Raw genomic sequence first — 16,760 nt, forward strand, 5'->3', positions numbered from 1 at the left:
TTTTATTACACAAACTACCCATAGAACAGCTAATCATCAAATGTAGTTACATTTTAAAAATCTGGATAATGTTTTTTAAACTTAATCCATCTTATATAAGCTTTTAGTTTTCAGATAATTTTCCACTAATATTAATTTAACAATCACCTAAACTAATTAAATATTATTTTAATTAACAACGGATTATTTTGATTAATATAAAAATAAAGTATCTTAAAATTCCTCAAAATATAATTGAATATTAAGAAAAATCAATGATCTAAAAAACCTCTAGATTAGATAAAAATTATATGAAAATACTTTTCTATATTAATTTCAGGGCTTAATTCCTTCTATCATTGAAGAATAGTACTTATTTAAAAAATAACAATTGGAAACAATTAATATTCTAATGCGATCTTAAGCAATTCACTATATCTCTATAGCTTATTTAATCACGGTTTCACGTCCATTTTCGTCAATCTTACAGTTAAATTTCAGCTCAAACTTGTTAAATTGACTTAAGAATAGCTATAGACAAGGTATGTGATCTATTATATTTTTTAGACGTTAATCACATAAACCGAATTCAAAAAAATTAATAATTATTAATAAATACCAATTCTGAACATATAAAAATAAAGGGGTTTCAAGTGAACTATAGACACCTTTTAGGTACTTTTACCTTAAGCCTATCTCTGGTTGGATGTGCAGCAACATCCGGCTTTCAAACGTATGATTTACCGACTGAAGGAATCTATCAAACTGAACTGGGAACTCCAGTCAATCTGGTGAAACTGACTCAGGATACATTACCTGTAGTACAGTCTGCGCAAACGCATAATCTCAGTCATTATGCTCCTCTATTTCAGACTGAGGTGCAGGATTACCGCTTGAATCCAGGAGATATTTTATCTTTCCAGCTATGGGCTTATCCCGAAATTAGTGCCGTTCCTACAGCAAGTGACAATAACAATGGTTATCAGATTGACCGGAATGGTTATATCCAGTTTCCATTCATCAATCGTTATAAAGCAGCCGGAAAAACCCTTCCACAAGTGAATCAGGAAGTACGACGTCTGTTAATTCCTTATTTGAATAATCCAGATGTGGTCGTGAGAGTAATTTCCTATCAGGGACAGCGTTATTCAGTAGTGGGGAATGTAAAATCAGCTGGACAATTTTATCTGACTGATCAGCCGGTAAGTGTGTATACGGCGCTGGGCCTAGCCGGTGGGATTAATGAACAAGGTGATTCCACTTCAATCCAGCTCGTACGCCAAGGTGTGACCTATGATCTGAACACAATTGCTTTGGAAAAAGCGGGTTATTCCTTACACAAGCTACTGATTCAACCCAATGACACCCTGTATATCAGTCCTCGGGAAAACCAGAAAATCTATGTCATGGGTGAAGCCGGCACCAATAAACCATTACCCATTCGTGATCAGGGCATGACGCTCGCTGATGTACTGGGTGAAAGCGAAGGTATTAATCCATATTCTGCCAATCCGAGTCGAATTTATGTCTTGCGTGGCAATTCTGACAACAAGATGACTGAAATCTATCACTTAAGTCTAAAAAATCTGGGAGATTTTGGTCTGGCTAAACAGTTCAAGATGAATAGTAACGATATTGTCTATGTTGATGCTACTGGTCTGACCCGTTGGGAACGCGTAGTGAGCCAGATTCTTCCATTTTCATATGTCGCTGGTTCAGCTATACGATAGGTGAAAGTATGAAAATTAAAAATCTTTTAGCAATCTGTTTTGGACATGTTAATCATCAATTAGTGAATAAACATTTATTTATAAGATCTATCCGTACTTTCAGATTAAATCTATAAGGCTGGATCAACTAAATAATGACTGTTAGTACTAATAAAAACACTATTTTTAATTCCTCCATGGACTTCACCTGTAACTCCATGGTGCCCGAAAACCAGATATGAAACAGATTAGATGAAAGACAACATTATTCTGATCAGAATCAGAATGTCTGGTCTTTAGCGGACTCGACATACCCAGAGAGGATAAAAAACAGAATATTGAGAATCCTTTCTCGCAGGGCAGCAAGTCATTGATGCAGTCTTTTTTGAGTTAATTCAAAATGGCATCAGCGACTGGAAAAATCACTTTTAAACTTTTAGATAGTAAAATTATGAACAAAAATAACAATACCGATAATATGATTGACCTAAAAGGGGTGTTCTTTTCCCTGCTCGCGCAATGGAAGCTCATCCTGCTATGTGGTTTGCTCAGCCTGATTGTAGTGCTGCTTTACATACGTACCGCAGCAATTAACTATAAGGTTGATGCAATCGTCCAGGTCGAAGAAAGTAGAGGCTCATCAGCTGCTTTACTTGGTAGCCTATCCAGCATTGTGAGTCAGATGTCTTCATCCAATGCCGAGATTGAGGTTTTAAAATCACGTACGATTCTCGAATCCGTAATTGACCGTTTAAATCTGGATCTGCATATTGCCAGCACTGAAGACTCTTTTATTAACCGTTTGATTCAAGGCAGAACTTCTCAAACTGAATATCAGACCGAAACCGTACGCTTTAAGGATGGTCAAAAAAGTTTTGATATCCGTCAGTTTGACGTCCCTGTAGCCTATCTGGATAAAAATCTGCTGCTGAAATTTCAACAACAGAGCTTTAGCCTGATCAATCCACTGACCGAAGAAATCGTCTTTCAAGGCGCACTAAACCAGCCGGTTGAGGCTAAAGCTGCACAGGGCGACTGGAAAATCGCCATCTTTACTCAAGATAATCTTGATAACAGTTATCAGGTGAAAAAGCTCTCATTGCCTTCAGCGATCGATTCTATTCTTGCCAATTATACGATTACAGAAAAAGGTGATCTGAGCGGCGTTTTGCAACTTCGCTATCAGGGTCAAGATAAACAGCACATCACTAAAGTCCTGAATACGATTTTAGCAGTTTACAGCCAGCATAATATTACACGCCGTTCGACAGACACTGCACGAACACTGGCTTTCCTGGATGAACAATTGCCGGATTTAAGAAAACAGCTTGATGATGCAGAGTTTGCCTTCAATCGCTTCCGCCAAAAATATAATACTGTTGATATCACCAGAGAATCGGAATTATATTTAAATCAGAGCGTGAATTTAGAATCACAAAGAGCCCTACTTGAACAGCGACAGGCGGAAATAGGTGCCAAGTATGCAGCTGCCCATCCAGCCATGCGTGAAATTACGGCCCAACTTCGCGTAGTGAATGGCAAGATTCGTGAATTGAATTCAACACTTAAAAATATTCCAGAGATTCAACGCCAATATTTACAACTGTCTCGTGACGTTGAAGTGAAACAGCAACTGTACACCAATCTGGTAAATTCTTATCAGCAACTGCGTGTTGCTAAAGCAGGTGAAAGCGGTAATGTTCATATTATTGATACCGCACTTGAACCAGTTGACCAGATTCAACAGAAACAGCCTCTGATTTTATTTTTAACCTTCTGTTTCGGTATTTTTCTGGGCATCTTGGTGGCGTTGTTGCGTAACATGCTACGTTCTGGTGTGAAAGATAGCAGTCAGATCGAATATCAGTTAGACCTGCCAGTCTATGCCAATATCGCTCATTCGACTGTTCAGAAACCTGGCCTGAAATTACTGAAAAAGAAAAAAATGCCTTTCTTATTGGCATTGAAACACAGTGATGATATGGCAGTTGAAAGCTTAAGAAGCATTCGTACAGCGAGCCACTTTGCTCTGACTCAGGCCAAAAACAATATCATGATGATTTCAGGTCCAGCACCAAAAGTTGGAAAATCTTTTGTTGCCAGCAATCTGGCCGTCATCATGGCAGAGAAAAATAAGCGTGTACTGATCATTGATGCAGACCTGCGCCGTGGTCATATACACAAATATTTTAATCTGGATAACCAGTATGGATTAACTGAATATCTGAATGAACACGTGTCTTTGGATAAAGTGGTACAAACCACCAATGTGCCGAACTTAAATGTCATTAGCTGTGGTGAAAATGCAACTAATCCAGCTGAGCTTCTGAATTCAGAACGCTTCCAGGAGTTGTTGCAAAAACTGATTCCACACTATGACCATATTATTATTGATACTCCACCGGTACTGGCTGTTACGGATGCGATCATTGTTTCCCGATACGTCGGACTTAATCTGGTTGTAGCACGCTATGCAAAAACCCAGATGAAGGAACTGGCACTTACAGTAAACCGCTTTAAACAGGCTGGCAGTACTGTCAATGGTCTGATCCTGAACGATATCCAGCGTTCAGCAGGTGGCAGCTATAGCTATGATTATACATATAGTTATAAGCCGAAAGCCAAAACCAGCTAATCTAATAGCTCCTAAAAAAAACCAGCAATCATTGCTGGTTTTTTCTTTTTTGAGTCGTACCAAATGCAGGTATTCACTTGCTAAAAAACCACCCGTTCTACAAGATTTCTTAAAATTTTCTGCTAAGATGGACTGAACCTCAACGATAACATTAGATTGGAAAAATACATGAGTAAGGCCTTACCGATTGCCGTCGCTGTTCTTTTAGGCGGTGCCGCGCTAGTACCTGTTTACTATGCAACTCAAAACCCTGCTACTCAAACTACAAAAGCATCTAAAGATGCCTCTGCTGTCTCTAAAATCAGCTATGCACTCGGTTATGAAGTGGCGCATCAGACTCCTCCTGAGCTGGACATTAACAGTTTTGTGACCGGTGTACGTGAAGGACATGCGCGTTCTGCACCTGCCTATACGGAAGAAGAATTACAGGCAGCTTATGAGCAGTTCCAGAAAGAAATGCAACAAAAGCAGCTTGATAGTGCAAAACAGGCTCAAGCTTCAAGTGATACTTTCCTGACTGAAAATGCGAAAAAAGCAGGTATTAAAACAACTGCTTCCGGCTTACAGTACCAAGTCACGAAAGAAGGTACAGGTAAACAGCCAAAAGCCTCTTCAATTGTGAAAGTACATTACACTGGTAAACTGGTAGATGGCACTGTATTTGACAGTTCAGTAGAACGCGGTGAACCGATCGAGTTTCCATTAAATCAAGTCATTCCAGGCTGGACTGAAGGTCTGCAGCTGATGAAAGAAGGCGGTAAGGCAACTCTATATATTCCGTCAAATCTGGGTTATGGTGAACAGGGTGTCCCTGGTACGATTCCTCCGCATAGCACTTTGATTTTTGATGTGGAATTAATCGAAGTAAAATAATACAAATAGGGAGAGCGACCAGCTCTCCTTTATTTTTGAGAATTGATAATGAAAATACAAATCAGTTTAATGGTTTTGCTGCTCAGTTCAGGCAGCCTTTTTGCTAAAGAGATCAATAATACAAGTAGTGAAGCTGAGAAGATTGGCTACAGCTTTGGTTATCTGATGGGTCGTAGTAATGCTGACACTTTAAAGGATCTTGATTTAGATGCATTTAGCCAGGGCCTAAAGACAGCCGCTGCTGGACAACAATCCAGTTTAAGCGATGAAGAAATGACCCAAGTGCTGACTCAGTATAAACGTCAAAGTGATGCCAAAGAACTGATTGTGCTGAAACAGAAAGCTGAAGAAAATGCCAAAGCTGGCAAAGCATTCTTGCAGGAAAATGCGAAAAAGCCAGGCGTTAAAACTACCAAATCTGGTCTGCAATACCTGGTACTGAAAGAAGGTAAAGGGAAATCACCAAGTGCTAACAGTAATGTCCGTGTGCATTATGAAGGTCGCCTGATTGATGGTACCGTTTTTGACAGTTCGATTGCCCGCCAGCAGCCAGTCGATTTCCGTACCACCCAAGTGATTACTGGCTGGACAGAAGGCTTACAGCTCATGAAAGTCGGTGCTAAATACCGCTTCTTTATCCCCGCTGATCTGGCCTATGGACAGATTGGTTCGGGAGATATCATTGAACCAAATAGTACCCTGATTTTTGATATCGAATTACTGGAAATTATTAAATAAAAATTCCTTTAATTGTAAAAGTTAAAAAGAGAGGCAAATTATTTGCCTCTCTTTTTTTGTACTGATGAGAAACGAATTAGTTGGAGCTTTTCATGTATATTCATAGCAGTTTTGCTATTTTATAGTTTAATCAAAATATTCAACAACAATAGAGGACTTCAGCATGGCAGCAATCAAGACCCGCGAAATTCAATATACTGCGCAGGATGGCAGCACTTTGATTGGTTATTTTGCCGCACCGGAAACTGATGCACCTGTAGCCGGTGTTATCGTGGCACCCGAATGGTGGGGCCGCAATGACTATACTGAACAGCGTGCCCGTGAACTGGCGGAACATGGGTATGCCGCGCTGGCAATTGATATGTATGGTGACAAGAAAGTAACCACCAGCTCTGATCAGGCCTATCAATGGATGATGCAGACGTTTGAAGATCCGGACACTATCGTGAACCGTGCGAAAGCTGCTTTAGATACTTTGGCGGCACAGGATGAAGTCAATCCGGAAAAACTGGCTGCGATTGGTTTCTGCTACGGTGGTAAAGTGGCTCTGGATCTGGCTCGCTCAAATGCACCGTTAAAAGCTGTGGCTACTTTCCATGCCAACCTGTCTCCTAAAGCACCTGCACAGGAAGGCCAGGTACAGGCAGAAATTCTGGTCCTACATGGCGAAAAGGACAGTATGGTGAGCCTGGATGATGTCGCCAGCTTTAAAGAAGAAATGCAGGCGGCTAAGGTCGAGCATAATGTGATTGTATTTGAAAATGCCAAGCATGGATTCAGTAACCCGCTGGCGGATGAGCGCGCCAAGGCCAATGGTGTCGATCTGGGCTACAATGCTGAAGCAGAGAAACAAAGTTTGGCTGCCATGTATGAATTACTAGCACGACAACTCGCCTAATAACAGATAAATTGATCCGGCTCATGATCGAGCTGGGTCATACATGAAAAAAATAAATTCAATGAAAGGAGCCAATATCATGACTGAAAATAACTGCCCGTACTGTAATTTTGACGAATACGATATTCTGGCTAAAAATGATTTTGCTGTCGTGTTACCTGAACCCAACTCCCTGTCCAAAGGACATTATGTAGTTACTCCATTACGTCATGTGGCGTCATTTTTTGAAATCACAGATAAAGAACGTAAGAGCATGATGTCCTTACTTGAACAGGCTCGTAATGAATTGCAATTACGCTATCAGCCTTCCGGTTTTCATGTCGGGTTTAATGATGGCGAAGTATTTCAGGAAAAATCAGAACATTTACACATTCATATTATCCCACGTTATGAAGGCAAGGTATTAAAGCTGGATGCACGCTGGGGCATTGAAGAATAAGAATTTAAATTTTTTTCCCGAGTGAATGCTTTTCGAAGTGTTCACTTGTCCCTTCCATTTATTCATTTTTACTCTTTTTCAGTCTTGCTGTTTTAGCAGACTTTTCATCTTTTAGCTGGGTCTCTTCAGTTATACTAGGCCTCGTTTTCCAGTTTGTTCTATCTTCATGTTTGTATTTTCAGATGCCCTTTTAGAATGGTTTGATGTGCATGGCCGTCATGATTTGCCGTGGCAAGTGGCTGATGATCCCTATAAGGTCTGGGTCTCTGAAATCATGCTACAGCAGACTCAGGTCAAAACCGTGCTGCAATATTTTGAGCGGTTTATTCAACGTTTTCCGACAGTACAGGACTTAGGTACAGCTTCTTGGGATGAAGTCGCACCCTATTGGGCTGGGCTGGGCTATTATGCTCGTGCCCGCAATTTGCATAAGGCAGCCGGTATTGTAGCAAGGCAGGGGCATTTCCCGACGAGCCTGGAAGAATGGATCGCCCTGCCCGGCATTGGCCGCTCAACCGCGGGAGCCTTAATGTCTTTGGGTTTACGTCAGTACGGCGTGATCATGGATGGTAATGTCAAACGGGTGCTGGCACGATTTTTTGCGATCGAAGATGATCTGTCTAAACCGGTTCATGAACGTGCCTTGTGGGAGCTTGCTGAACAGCTTTGCCCGGTTGAACGGAATCATGACTATACCCAGGCGATTATGGATCTCGGTGCGACCGTCTGTACTCCGAAAAAGCCTTTATGCCTGTATTGTCCAATGCAGCAACATTGCAAGGCACATCAACAGGGTCTGGAAAATGAATTGCCCTTTAAAAAAGCCAAAAAGCCGGTACCGGTCAAAGCAGCTCAAGTGCTGTTGATCCAGTCAGGTGATGAATGGCTATGGCAGCAACGTCCTAATAGTGGTCTTTGGGGCGGGCTTTGGTGTCTGCCAATTATTGAAGACACTCATACATTTGAACAACTGTGCCAGCAACTGGGTCTGAAAAATCTCGTACAAAAGATCCAGATCAGCCACAGTTTCACCCATTTTACCTGGCAGCTTGAAGCCATGGTTTTTGCAGTCGATGCAGATCAGCAGGAACATCTGGCGATTGAGTTACAAGGCTTCTGGATGAACCCGGAAACTGCAGTCAATGCAGGTATTCCAACCGCCATGAAAAAATTGATTTCTACCGTAAATTTATGACATAGTCTGGGACAAGAAGAATCATATTGGCCTCATTTAAGGATAAATATTTTGCGCCATTCTCTTGCGTTTGTCGGGCTTTCTTTGGTGATGTTATTTCTGGTGGCGTGTAGTAGCGCACCGAAACATCCTTCTGCGGTTCAGCTTAATCCGGCACTGGTCAAAAAACTGAATCATATGCGTATGCCCTCTTCTCTGCCGATTCCGGTAGATCGGGTCCAGGCTCGTGAATTGAAAGATACCTGGGGAGCTTCGCGTAGTAGCGGCCGTTTGCATGAAGGCATTGATATTCTGGCTCCACGTGGAACCAAGGTTCGTAGTGCGACGCCTGGTCTGATCGCGGATTTACGGAATAACAATTTGGGTGGTAAAGTAGTCTGGATTCTGGGTCCAGGTGGTGCCTGGCATTATTATGCACATCTGGATGGTCATAAGCGTGGCCTGAAAGTTGGTGACTATGTCAAAAAGGGCGATGTCATTGGTTATGTCGGTAATACTGGCAATGCCCGGCATACTGCGCCACATCTGCACTATGGTCTCTATTTAAATGGTAAGGGCCGTGGTGTTGTTAACCCTTATCCATATTTACGTTAATTTTAGGAAGTTTACATGTCAGAAGCGTTGATCAACCGTCTGGTCGAATTTGCTGAATCAGGCAATCAACAGAAAATCGTGCTCAATGGCCAGACCTATCAGGGCTGGATCATGGAAATTACCGAAGAGGCGCTTCTGATCAGTACTGGTTATGCCGATAAAAGTGGTAAGGATATGTGGATCCAGTTCAGTGATCTGCAGCAGGCAGAACTCTCCTACTGGGACAATCAGCAAGATCAGTGGACGACATTTAAATTATAAGATAATCAAAAAAGGAGCATCCCTTGACGATCCAACGCTGTGGCTGGTGCTCTGATGATTCTCTGTATACTGCTTACCATGATCAGGAATGGGGACAGGCGCTGCATGATGAAAAACGCCTATTTGAAATGCTGTGTCTGGAAGGCCAACAGGCCGGTTTAGCCTGGATTACCGTACTCAGAAAACGTGAATCTTATCGCAAACATTTCTTTCAATATTCGATTGAAACGATTGCTTCTTTTACAGATGAGCAACTCACCGCAAAACTGCAAGATGCTAGTCTAATTCGGCATATCGGTAAACTAACTGCGATTCGTGATAATGCCCGGACCTGGCAACAGCTTAAATCTCAAGAAATTGATGTGGTCACATGGTTGTGGTCCTTTGCCCATCAGCCCCGGTTAAATAATGATGTTGCAGATTATCGTCAGGCTCCAGCACAAACCATTGAAAGCCAGAACATGTCCAAAGCCTTAAAAAAAGCAGGCTTTAAGTTTGTCGGTCCTACGATCTGTTATGCCTTTATGCAGGCAGTTGGCATGGTCGATGACCATGAAAATCACTGTCACTTTAAAACAATATCCTCCCATTCAAATAAGAGCTGAATCTATGTCCACTAATACTATTCAAGCCTATGCCGCAATGTCTGCCGGTGCTGCTCTGGAACCTTATCAATTTGATGCAGGTGAACTTCAGCCGCATCAGGTCGAAGTGAAAGTTGAATACTGCGGCCTATGCCATTCTGATATTTCAGTACTCAATAATGACTGGGGATCTTCAGTATATCCTGTGGTGGCCGGACATGAAGTCATTGGAACCATTACACAACTGGGTTCTGAAGCCAAAGGTCTAAAAGTAGGTCAACGTGTCGGTATTGGCTGGACTGCGGAAAGCTGCCAACATTGCGATCCTTGTATTTCAGGCCAGCAAGTGCTGTGTACCGGTGGTCAGGTTGCAACCATCGTCGGTCATGCAGGCGGTTTTGCAGATAAAGTCCGTGCTGGCTGGCAATGGGCAATTCCCTTACCCGAAGATCTGGACCCAGAAAGTGCAGGTCCCCTGCTCTGTGGCGGGATTACTGTATTTGATCCGATTCTGAAACATCAGATTCAGGCTATTCACCACGTCGGTGTCATTGGTATTGGCGGTTTGGGACATATGGCGATCAAGCTGCTGAAAGCATGGGGTTGTGAAATTACCGCCTTTACTTCAAATCTGGATAAAACCGATGAGCTGAAAGCTATGGGTGCAGACCATGTAGTGAATAGTCGTGACCCAGCAGCGCTTAAACCGCTCCGTGGTAAATTTGATCTATTAATGAGTACTGTAAATGTCACACTAGACTGGCAGGCTTATTTATCAACACTGGCACCAAATGGTACTGTACATATGCTGGGCTTACCACTGGAACCCATGCAAATTTCTGCAGGTTCACTGATTGGCGGTGCTAAATCAGTGACTGGCTCGCCGACAGGTTCACCAGCAGCTTTACGTCAATTATTAAAATTTGCGGCACGTAAAAATATTGCGCCACAAATTGAGTTATTCCCAATGTCGGAAATTAATGCTGCGATTGAACGTCTGCACTCAGGCAAAGCCCGTTACCGGATCGTACTGAAAGCCGATTTCTAATTTGTACCAATCATCAGTAAATCTAGATCTGCCCTAGCCTCATGTTAGGGCAGATTTTTTTATGGCTGTATTTATAAATAATTGGTTTATAAATATTTAGCCAGCTTCTGAGCCAGAAATTCAATAAATAGATGTACCCGTTTAGGCAGATGCTCCTGACGGTAATAGACTGCATGAATTTTTTGATAATGTAGCTCAATCTGATCTTCAAATAACGCCTGTAAACGACCCGCCTGCAAATCGTCCTCGACCAGAAAGCGTGACAGACAGGTAATACCTACCCCGTATAAAGCTAATTGACGGACAGTTTCCCCATTGGGTGCTCGAATCTTTGGCTTTACAGTGATAGGTTCGCCATCCAGCCGAATCGGCCAGGTGTTCAAATGTGTAGGCTGACTAAATCCCAGCAAAGTGTGCTCCGATAAATCTGCCACTGATTGCGGTCTGCCTTTCTGCTGTAAATATTCAGGACTGGCCACAATATACAAACGGCTGCGGCATAATAATCTGGCATGCAGGCTGGAATCATGCAGTTCTCCAAAGCGGATCGCGACATCGGTTTTATGTTCCAGCAGATCAATCACCTGATCATGATTATTTAGTTCAATTTCGATGTGGGGATAACGCTGCATAAATTCCTGAATTAGCGGCACGATTACATGCAGTACAAAAGGTGTCGCTGAATCGACCCGAATCAATCCTGAAGTATCACTATCTGATTTCAGTAAGGCATCTTCAGCTTCTGCCAGATCATTGAGAATTTTGCGCGCCTTTTCTAGAAATAGCTGGCCTTCTTGAGTCAGTTTCAGCTTACGTGTGGTTCTTTCTAAAAGAGTAACATTTAACTTATTTTCCAGACGTTGCAATGCCCGACTGACACCCGAAGTGGTTTGTCCCAAACGCTCTGCCGCCATAACAATAGAACCACTATCCACAATAGTGACAAAAGCCTGTAATTCTTCAATCGTCGATTTCATTTGTCACTCTTTTATTGATTTTCGGTCAATAATATTTTGCAAATTCAGCTATTTTTTCGCAACAATAAAAAGCACAAAATACTCAACATCGAAAATACTTAAAGATTAAAGCTATGAATATTGTTCCTCAATTTGGTGTCGGTACCTTTCGCCTGTCTGGACAGACCGTCATTGATTCAGTCAAAACAGCCCTGGAAGTCGGTTATCGCGCCGTAGATACGGCACAGATTTATGCCAATGAAGCGGAAGTGGGTCAGGCTATTGCAGAAAGCCAAGTTAATCGTAACGAGCTATTCATTACCACCAAAATCTGGACAGATCATTACGCACCAGACAAATTAATTCCAAGCCTCAAAGAAAGCCTGCATAAACTACGTACCGATGCAGTCAATCTAACGCTCATTCACTGGCCTGCACCTCGTTTAGGCGTTCAAATTCCTGAGCTGATGCAGACTTTATTAGAAGCCAAACAGCAAGGTCTGACTGAGCATATCGGTGTGTCCAATTTCAATATTGAGCTGACCCAACAAGCCATTGATACGATTGGTCTAAAGCATATCGTAACCAACCAGATTGAACTCAGTCCTTATCTGCAAAATCAGCGTCTGGTCAGTTTCCTACAATCTCAGAAGATTGATGTCACCTCTTATATGACACTGGCTTATGGCAAAGTGCTGAATGATCCTGTCCTGCAAGGAATTGCTGCCCAGCATCAGGCTTCGACAGCACAAATTGCATTGGCTTGGGCCTTACAAAAAGGCTTTGCGGTGATTCCTTCTTCAACCAAACGTGAACATCTGCTTGCCAATCTGGCAGCGCAGGAGATACAGCTGACCCAGGAAGAAATGGCCTTGATCAGCACCCTGGAGCGCAATGGCCGCGAAGTTGATCCGGAACAACTGGCACCCCTCTGGGACTAAGCAGAAACCATGAAAGTTAATTTTCCTTTGCTTGCACTGGCGGTTGGCGCCTTTGCAATTGGTACCACTGAATTTTCTCCAATGGGTTTTCTGCCAGAAATCGCCCGTGATCTAGAGATTTCGATTCCTCGTGCCGGGATGCTGATCAGTGCCTATGCCTTAGGGGTGATGTTGGGTGCACCACTAATGACCCTCTGGTTAAGCCGTTATTCCAAACGTAAGTCTCTCATTTTACTGATGGCGATTTTTACGATTGGTAATATTCTGGCGACATTAGCGCCTAATTATCTGGGGCTGATGGGGGCACGCATCATTACCAGCCTGAACCATGGTGCTTTCTTCGGGATTGGTTCGGTTGTCGCGGCCAGTGTCGTTCCGAAAGATAAACAGGCCAGCGCTGTAGCCATGATGTTTATGGGCCTGACCATTGCCAATATTGGCGGGGTGCCACTGGCAACCTGGATAGGACAACATATCGGCTGGCGTATGGCTTTTCTGGGTATTTCCCTGCTTGGTGTGCTAACCATGTTCTCCTTATGGAAAGCCTTGCCTGAAGGCCAAAGCAGCCAGAAACCAGATGTAAGGCAAGAACTACAAGTATTGACCCGCCTGCCCGTTGTTTTAGCTTTATTGACCACTGTGATGAGTGCGGGGGCCATGTTTGCCCTATACACTTATATTGCGCCAAGTCTGCAAAGCTTTACTCAAGCCTCACCGGCATTAATTACCCTAATGCTTGTGCTGATTGGAGTAGGTTTCTCGATTGGTAATCATCTGGGTGGCAAGTTTGCAGATCTATCCTTAGATAAAACCCTGATTGGCTTTTTAATCTTGCTCATGCTGATGATGCTGCTCTTCCCGATTCTGGCAAGCACGGCTCTTGGCGCAGGTCTGGCATTAATCATCTGGGGTGCTGCTGCCTTTGCCGTAGTTCCACCTTTACAGATGCGAGTCATGTCCGTGGCTTATGATGCGCCTGGACTGGCTTCTTCGGTAAATATTGGTGCCTTTAACCTCGGGAATGCTTTGGGTGCGATTGCGGGTGCCAGTGTGCTAAATCTGGGACTTAGCTATAGTGCGGTTTCATTTGCCGGTGCTGGGCTCAGTGCTGTTGCTTTGCTTCTGGTTTTAATTCAAATGAAACTGGTTCCACAGCAAGAGACTCCTGCGCAGCAATGCTCTTAAAATTTCCTTCATCAAAAAGTCCGCCTGATGCGGACTTTTTTATTGGCTATTTAGCGTAAAGCTTCAGGTAACACAGGCGTTGTCACAGGTTTAGCCAGTTCGGTTTTCATCTTTTGCAGCATCTGATAAGGCTGCTGCTGCACAAACATATTCACAAAGGTTAAAGGAATCGAACCTTCAGGATTGGCATAACCATAAGTCGATACCTTGACCTTGTTATTGGCCAGTTTCTGGAAGGTCCAGTCTCCCTGATAATCAGTCAAACGTACATAATTCGGATTTAGGGCATAACCGGTCTGAATCGCTTTATTCTTGATCGTAATCTGTCCATTGGCATCCTTAATCATTTTACCCTGCACAATCAGATCACGGTCTTTTAAAGGGAATGGAAAATCCAGCACCATATACAAGGTGAAATCGCCTTTTTTATCATCACGCGACAGCACCTTGATACTGCCCATATAAGGCACCCATTTCACCGCATGATCAACATCCAGAATCAGAGAAACGGCATTCTCAATCGGGACATTGTAGGTAGTTTCGGCTTTATAGAGAAAAACGGGATTACGTTCATCCTGATAGGTCCAGACTTTAATATTATTTTTATTAATGCTGAGCTTGGCATTCTGCACAGAGGTCGACTGTGCTGTAGCGGCAAAGGCTACAGCACACGCCATTAATATTAATTTCTTCATTCCATTGTCATCTTATTTTAGTTTTAAGTTATTTTTATATAGGATTTTGACGAAAATTTATACTTGAATATCGTTAAAACCAAGTACATCCTTCATGTCATATTTACGTGCATCACGACCAACGACCCAAGCTGCTGCACGTACGGCACCCGCTGCAAAGTTCATACGGTTGGTTGCTTTATGCGTAATTTCAACACGCTCGCCTTCGCCAATAAACATTGCAGTATGTTCACCGACAATATCACCGCCACGAATGGTCTGAAAACCAATGCTTTTACGTTCACGAGGACCCGTATGCCCTTCACGATGATATACCGCATCTTTTTTCAGATCACGACCCAGTGCTCCAGCAATCGCTTCACCCATCATAAGAGCTGTACCTGATGGCGCATCTACCTTATGACGGTGATGTGCTTCGATCACTTCAATATCGACCGTATCACCAAAGACTTTAGAGGCAAGTTCTAGCAGTTTGATCGAAACGTTCACACCAACCGAATAGTTCGCTGCATAGACCACTGGAGTTTCTTTTGCAGATTCATCCAGATAAGCTTTTTGTTCGTCATTCATACCAGTCGTACCAATCACGATCGCAACGCCATTTTCACGGCAGATTTTAAGATGATTCACCGTCGCAGCAGGCGCAGTAAAGTCGATCACTACGTCACAGTCTTTAACTACTTCTTCAAGATGGCCGACAACCTTTACACCCAGGCTCCCTACACCAGCCAGTTCACCGGCATCTGCGCCAATCAATGAGCTTTCAGGGCGCTCAACAGCTGCTGCCAATTGGTAACCGGCTTCTTTCACCGCCTGAATAAGGATGCGTCCCATACGGCCGCCTGCACCTAAAATCCCAATGCGTGGTGTCGCTGACATAACATAGTCCTGATGTTGATTCGAAATTGCTCTTACTATAGCAAAACTCGCTCATAACACTAAGATTGATCGCATAAAAATCAATGAAAAGAATTAAAGAAGGTCATGAGGGATTTTGATATGCAGTCCATATCAACAATAGTTTATGGACGAGTAAAAAGAAAAATAATTCCATTAGAGGAATAATGATTAAATAGTTAGTCAGAGATAAACTCATTTAAAGAAAAATTCTAGTTAATAAGAATTAGATTTTAATTTTAAATAATTGAATTTAATAAGATAAAAAATATTTTTCCATGGTACGTATGATCTTGATTTTTCATATTCAGATCATTTGCATTTAAGGAAAATATATTGAAACTCCAGTTTGACTGCCTCAGCAATATAAGTATTACTGATATTATTGAATTAAATACCCATTATCGCGTACTGAGGCATATGCCTTTAGCGCATGGCATTATTTTAGATGAAGCGCGATGGATTGTTTGAGTAAATGAAAGTATAAATCCATACTTTTTTAAATTTAGGAATGTTTAAGGATCAAGCATCAAGTAGTTGACCAACTTCCAAGCTGGTATATCCACGTTCTTTAAAGATCAAAATAATCGCTTTTTTATAATCTTCACAAATAGATGTTTTATATTTAGTGATGAGTTGAATCTCGGAATTCAGCTCCAGGTCATTTTTTAAGGTCAAAACTTCGGTAGAGATCTTATTAAAAATCTTTAAATTAAACATACAGGCACCTGTTATCAGTTGTAGCGGCCCGACTACAACAAATACCTGCCTTAGCTCAGCTAGAAACCCTTGGTCGCAAGGATTACAAATTAGAAAAAGTTCTGCAAGTTTTGAGGAATTGACAGATTAAATAACCTTCTAAATCCTTCCTATTTAGCAAGATTGTCGGCCTAAAAATTAATTTTATATATCAATTTCTTAATAATCTCATGTTTGCTAAAAATTTAATAGGAACCAGTTTTTGTAACAATTCTTTTAATATTTCAGATTATTCATAATATTTTATTAGGGTCTGTTGACACTTACTGTTCATAATTAACCCTATAACGGTAGCCATAAAAATATACAGGCTAAGGCAACAGAACTTTGATAATTTCTTTTGAGCTTGTCATATCGAGTAGCTATTCCTCTAA

The 16,760-nt window shown here is 42.2% G+C and carries 17 protein-coding genes and 1 pseudogene; 13 read left to right on the top strand and 5 right to left on the bottom strand.

Annotation, left to right across the window (positions count from 1 at the left end):
* Window positions 1-632: 632 nt before the first annotated feature.
* The 11 genes from FTU72_RS12120 to FTU72_RS12170 all read left to right on the top strand — a co-directional run bounded on the left by FTU72_RS12120 (window position 633) and on the right by FTU72_RS12170 (window position 10,953).
* A complete protein-coding gene (locus FTU72_RS12120) occupies window positions 633-1,709 on the top strand; it encodes a polysaccharide biosynthesis/export family protein (protein ID WP_034170758.1) in 1,077 nt (358 codons plus the stop codon).
* A gap of 430 nt (window positions 1,710-2,139) precedes the next feature.
* Entirely contained in the window at window positions 2,140-4,323 is a 2,184-nt protein-coding gene (locus FTU72_RS12125) for a polysaccharide biosynthesis tyrosine autokinase (protein ID WP_180052930.1), read from the top strand.
* A gap of 168 nt (window positions 4,324-4,491) precedes the next feature.
* Window positions 4,492-5,196 carry an FKBP-type peptidyl-prolyl cis-trans isomerase gene (locus tag FTU72_RS12130; RefSeq protein ID WP_125279709.1) on the top strand — a complete coding sequence of 235 codons (705 nt, stop codon included), beginning with the start codon at window positions 4,492-4,494 and terminating at the stop codon, window positions 5,194-5,196.
* 48 nt (window positions 5,197-5,244) lie between these two features.
* Complete coding sequence (locus FTU72_RS12135) at window positions 5,245-5,934, top strand: FKBP-type peptidyl-prolyl cis-trans isomerase (RefSeq protein WP_179992913.1); 690 nt, start codon at window positions 5,245-5,247, stop codon at window positions 5,932-5,934.
* A 163-nt stretch (window positions 5,935-6,097) separates the two neighbouring features.
* Window positions 6,098-6,832, top strand: a complete 735-nt coding sequence (locus FTU72_RS12140) for a dienelactone hydrolase family protein (protein WP_005233204.1) — start codon at window positions 6,098-6,100, stop codon at window positions 6,830-6,832.
* Between the two features lie 79 nt (window positions 6,833-6,911).
* Window positions 6,912-7,271 carry an HIT family protein gene (locus FTU72_RS12145; protein ID WP_005233203.1) on the top strand — a complete coding sequence of 120 codons (360 nt, stop codon included), beginning with the start codon at window positions 6,912-6,914 and terminating at the stop codon, window positions 7,269-7,271.
* A gap of 166 nt (window positions 7,272-7,437) precedes the next feature.
* Entirely contained in the window at window positions 7,438-8,466 is a 1,029-nt protein-coding gene (gene mutY / locus FTU72_RS12150; protein ID WP_125279707.1) for an A/G-specific adenine glycosylase, read from the top strand.
* 90 nt (window positions 8,467-8,556) lie between these two features.
* Window positions 8,557-9,060 (top strand): M23 family metallopeptidase, encoded by a 504-nt coding sequence (locus tag FTU72_RS12155; RefSeq protein WP_171431287.1) that lies wholly within the window; start codon window positions 8,557-8,559, stop codon window positions 9,058-9,060.
* A 15-nt stretch (window positions 9,061-9,075) separates the two neighbouring features.
* On the top strand, window positions 9,076-9,321 hold the full coding sequence (locus FTU72_RS12160) for a hypothetical protein (protein ID WP_004780440.1): 246 nt from the start codon (window positions 9,076-9,078) through the stop codon (window positions 9,319-9,321).
* A gap of 23 nt (window positions 9,322-9,344) precedes the next feature.
* Window positions 9,345-9,926 carry a DNA-3-methyladenine glycosylase I gene (locus tag FTU72_RS12165; protein WP_179992911.1) on the top strand — a complete coding sequence of 194 codons (582 nt, stop codon included), beginning with the start codon at window positions 9,345-9,347 and terminating at the stop codon, window positions 9,924-9,926.
* 4 nt (window positions 9,927-9,930) lie between these two features.
* Window positions 9,931-10,953, top strand: a complete 1,023-nt coding sequence (locus FTU72_RS12170) for an NAD(P)-dependent alcohol dehydrogenase (protein ID WP_166135373.1) — start codon at window positions 9,931-9,933, stop codon at window positions 10,951-10,953.
* An 86-nt stretch (window positions 10,954-11,039) separates the two neighbouring features.
* On the opposite strand, the gene FTU72_RS12175 is transcribed toward FTU72_RS12170, so the two are convergent.
* Entirely contained in the window at window positions 11,040-11,930 is an 891-nt protein-coding gene (locus FTU72_RS12175; protein WP_180052931.1) for a LysR family transcriptional regulator, read from the bottom strand.
* 113 nt (window positions 11,931-12,043) lie between these two features.
* Here FTU72_RS12175 and dkgB point away from each other — a divergent pair, with 113 nt between their 5' ends.
* Together dkgB and FTU72_RS12185 are read left to right on the top strand one after the other, a co-directional pair.
* Window positions 12,044-12,850, top strand: a complete 807-nt coding sequence (gene dkgB / locus FTU72_RS12180; RefSeq protein WP_180052932.1) for a 2,5-didehydrogluconate reductase DkgB — start codon at window positions 12,044-12,046, stop codon at window positions 12,848-12,850.
* 9 nt (window positions 12,851-12,859) lie between these two features.
* A complete protein-coding gene (locus FTU72_RS12185) occupies window positions 12,860-14,035 on the top strand; it encodes an MFS transporter (RefSeq protein WP_180052933.1) in 1,176 nt (391 codons plus the stop codon).
* A 50-nt stretch (window positions 14,036-14,085) separates the two neighbouring features.
* Here the strand turns inward: FTU72_RS12185 and FTU72_RS12190 are convergent, their stop codons facing one another.
* The 4 genes and pseudogenes from FTU72_RS12190 to FTU72_RS12205 all read right to left on the bottom strand — a co-directional run.
* Window positions 14,086-14,730, bottom strand: a complete 645-nt coding sequence (locus FTU72_RS12190; RefSeq protein ID WP_180002612.1) for an START domain-containing protein — start codon at window positions 14,728-14,730, stop codon at window positions 14,086-14,088.
* A 57-nt stretch (window positions 14,731-14,787) separates the two neighbouring features.
* The gene (dapB, locus tag FTU72_RS12195) at window positions 14,788-15,609 is read right to left on the bottom strand and encodes a 4-hydroxy-tetrahydrodipicolinate reductase (protein ID WP_034704877.1); all 822 of its coding nucleotides are present in this window, start codon (window positions 15,607-15,609) and stop codon (window positions 14,788-14,790) included.
* Window positions 15,610-16,149: 540 nt separating this feature from the next.
* Window positions 16,150-16,347 carry a hypothetical protein gene (locus FTU72_RS12200; RefSeq protein ID WP_104426834.1) on the bottom strand — a complete coding sequence of 66 codons (198 nt, stop codon included), beginning with the start codon at window positions 16,345-16,347 and terminating at the stop codon, window positions 16,150-16,152.
* 321 nt (window positions 16,348-16,668) lie between these two features.
* A pseudogene (locus tag FTU72_RS12205) lies at window positions 16,669-16,760 on the bottom strand (IS5/IS1182 family transposase); the annotation flags it as partial.

This window comes from Acinetobacter sp. YH12137, from assembly GCF_013418535.1.
In the GTDB taxonomy this organism is placed as follows: Bacteria; Pseudomonadota; Gammaproteobacteria; order Pseudomonadales; family Moraxellaceae; genus Acinetobacter.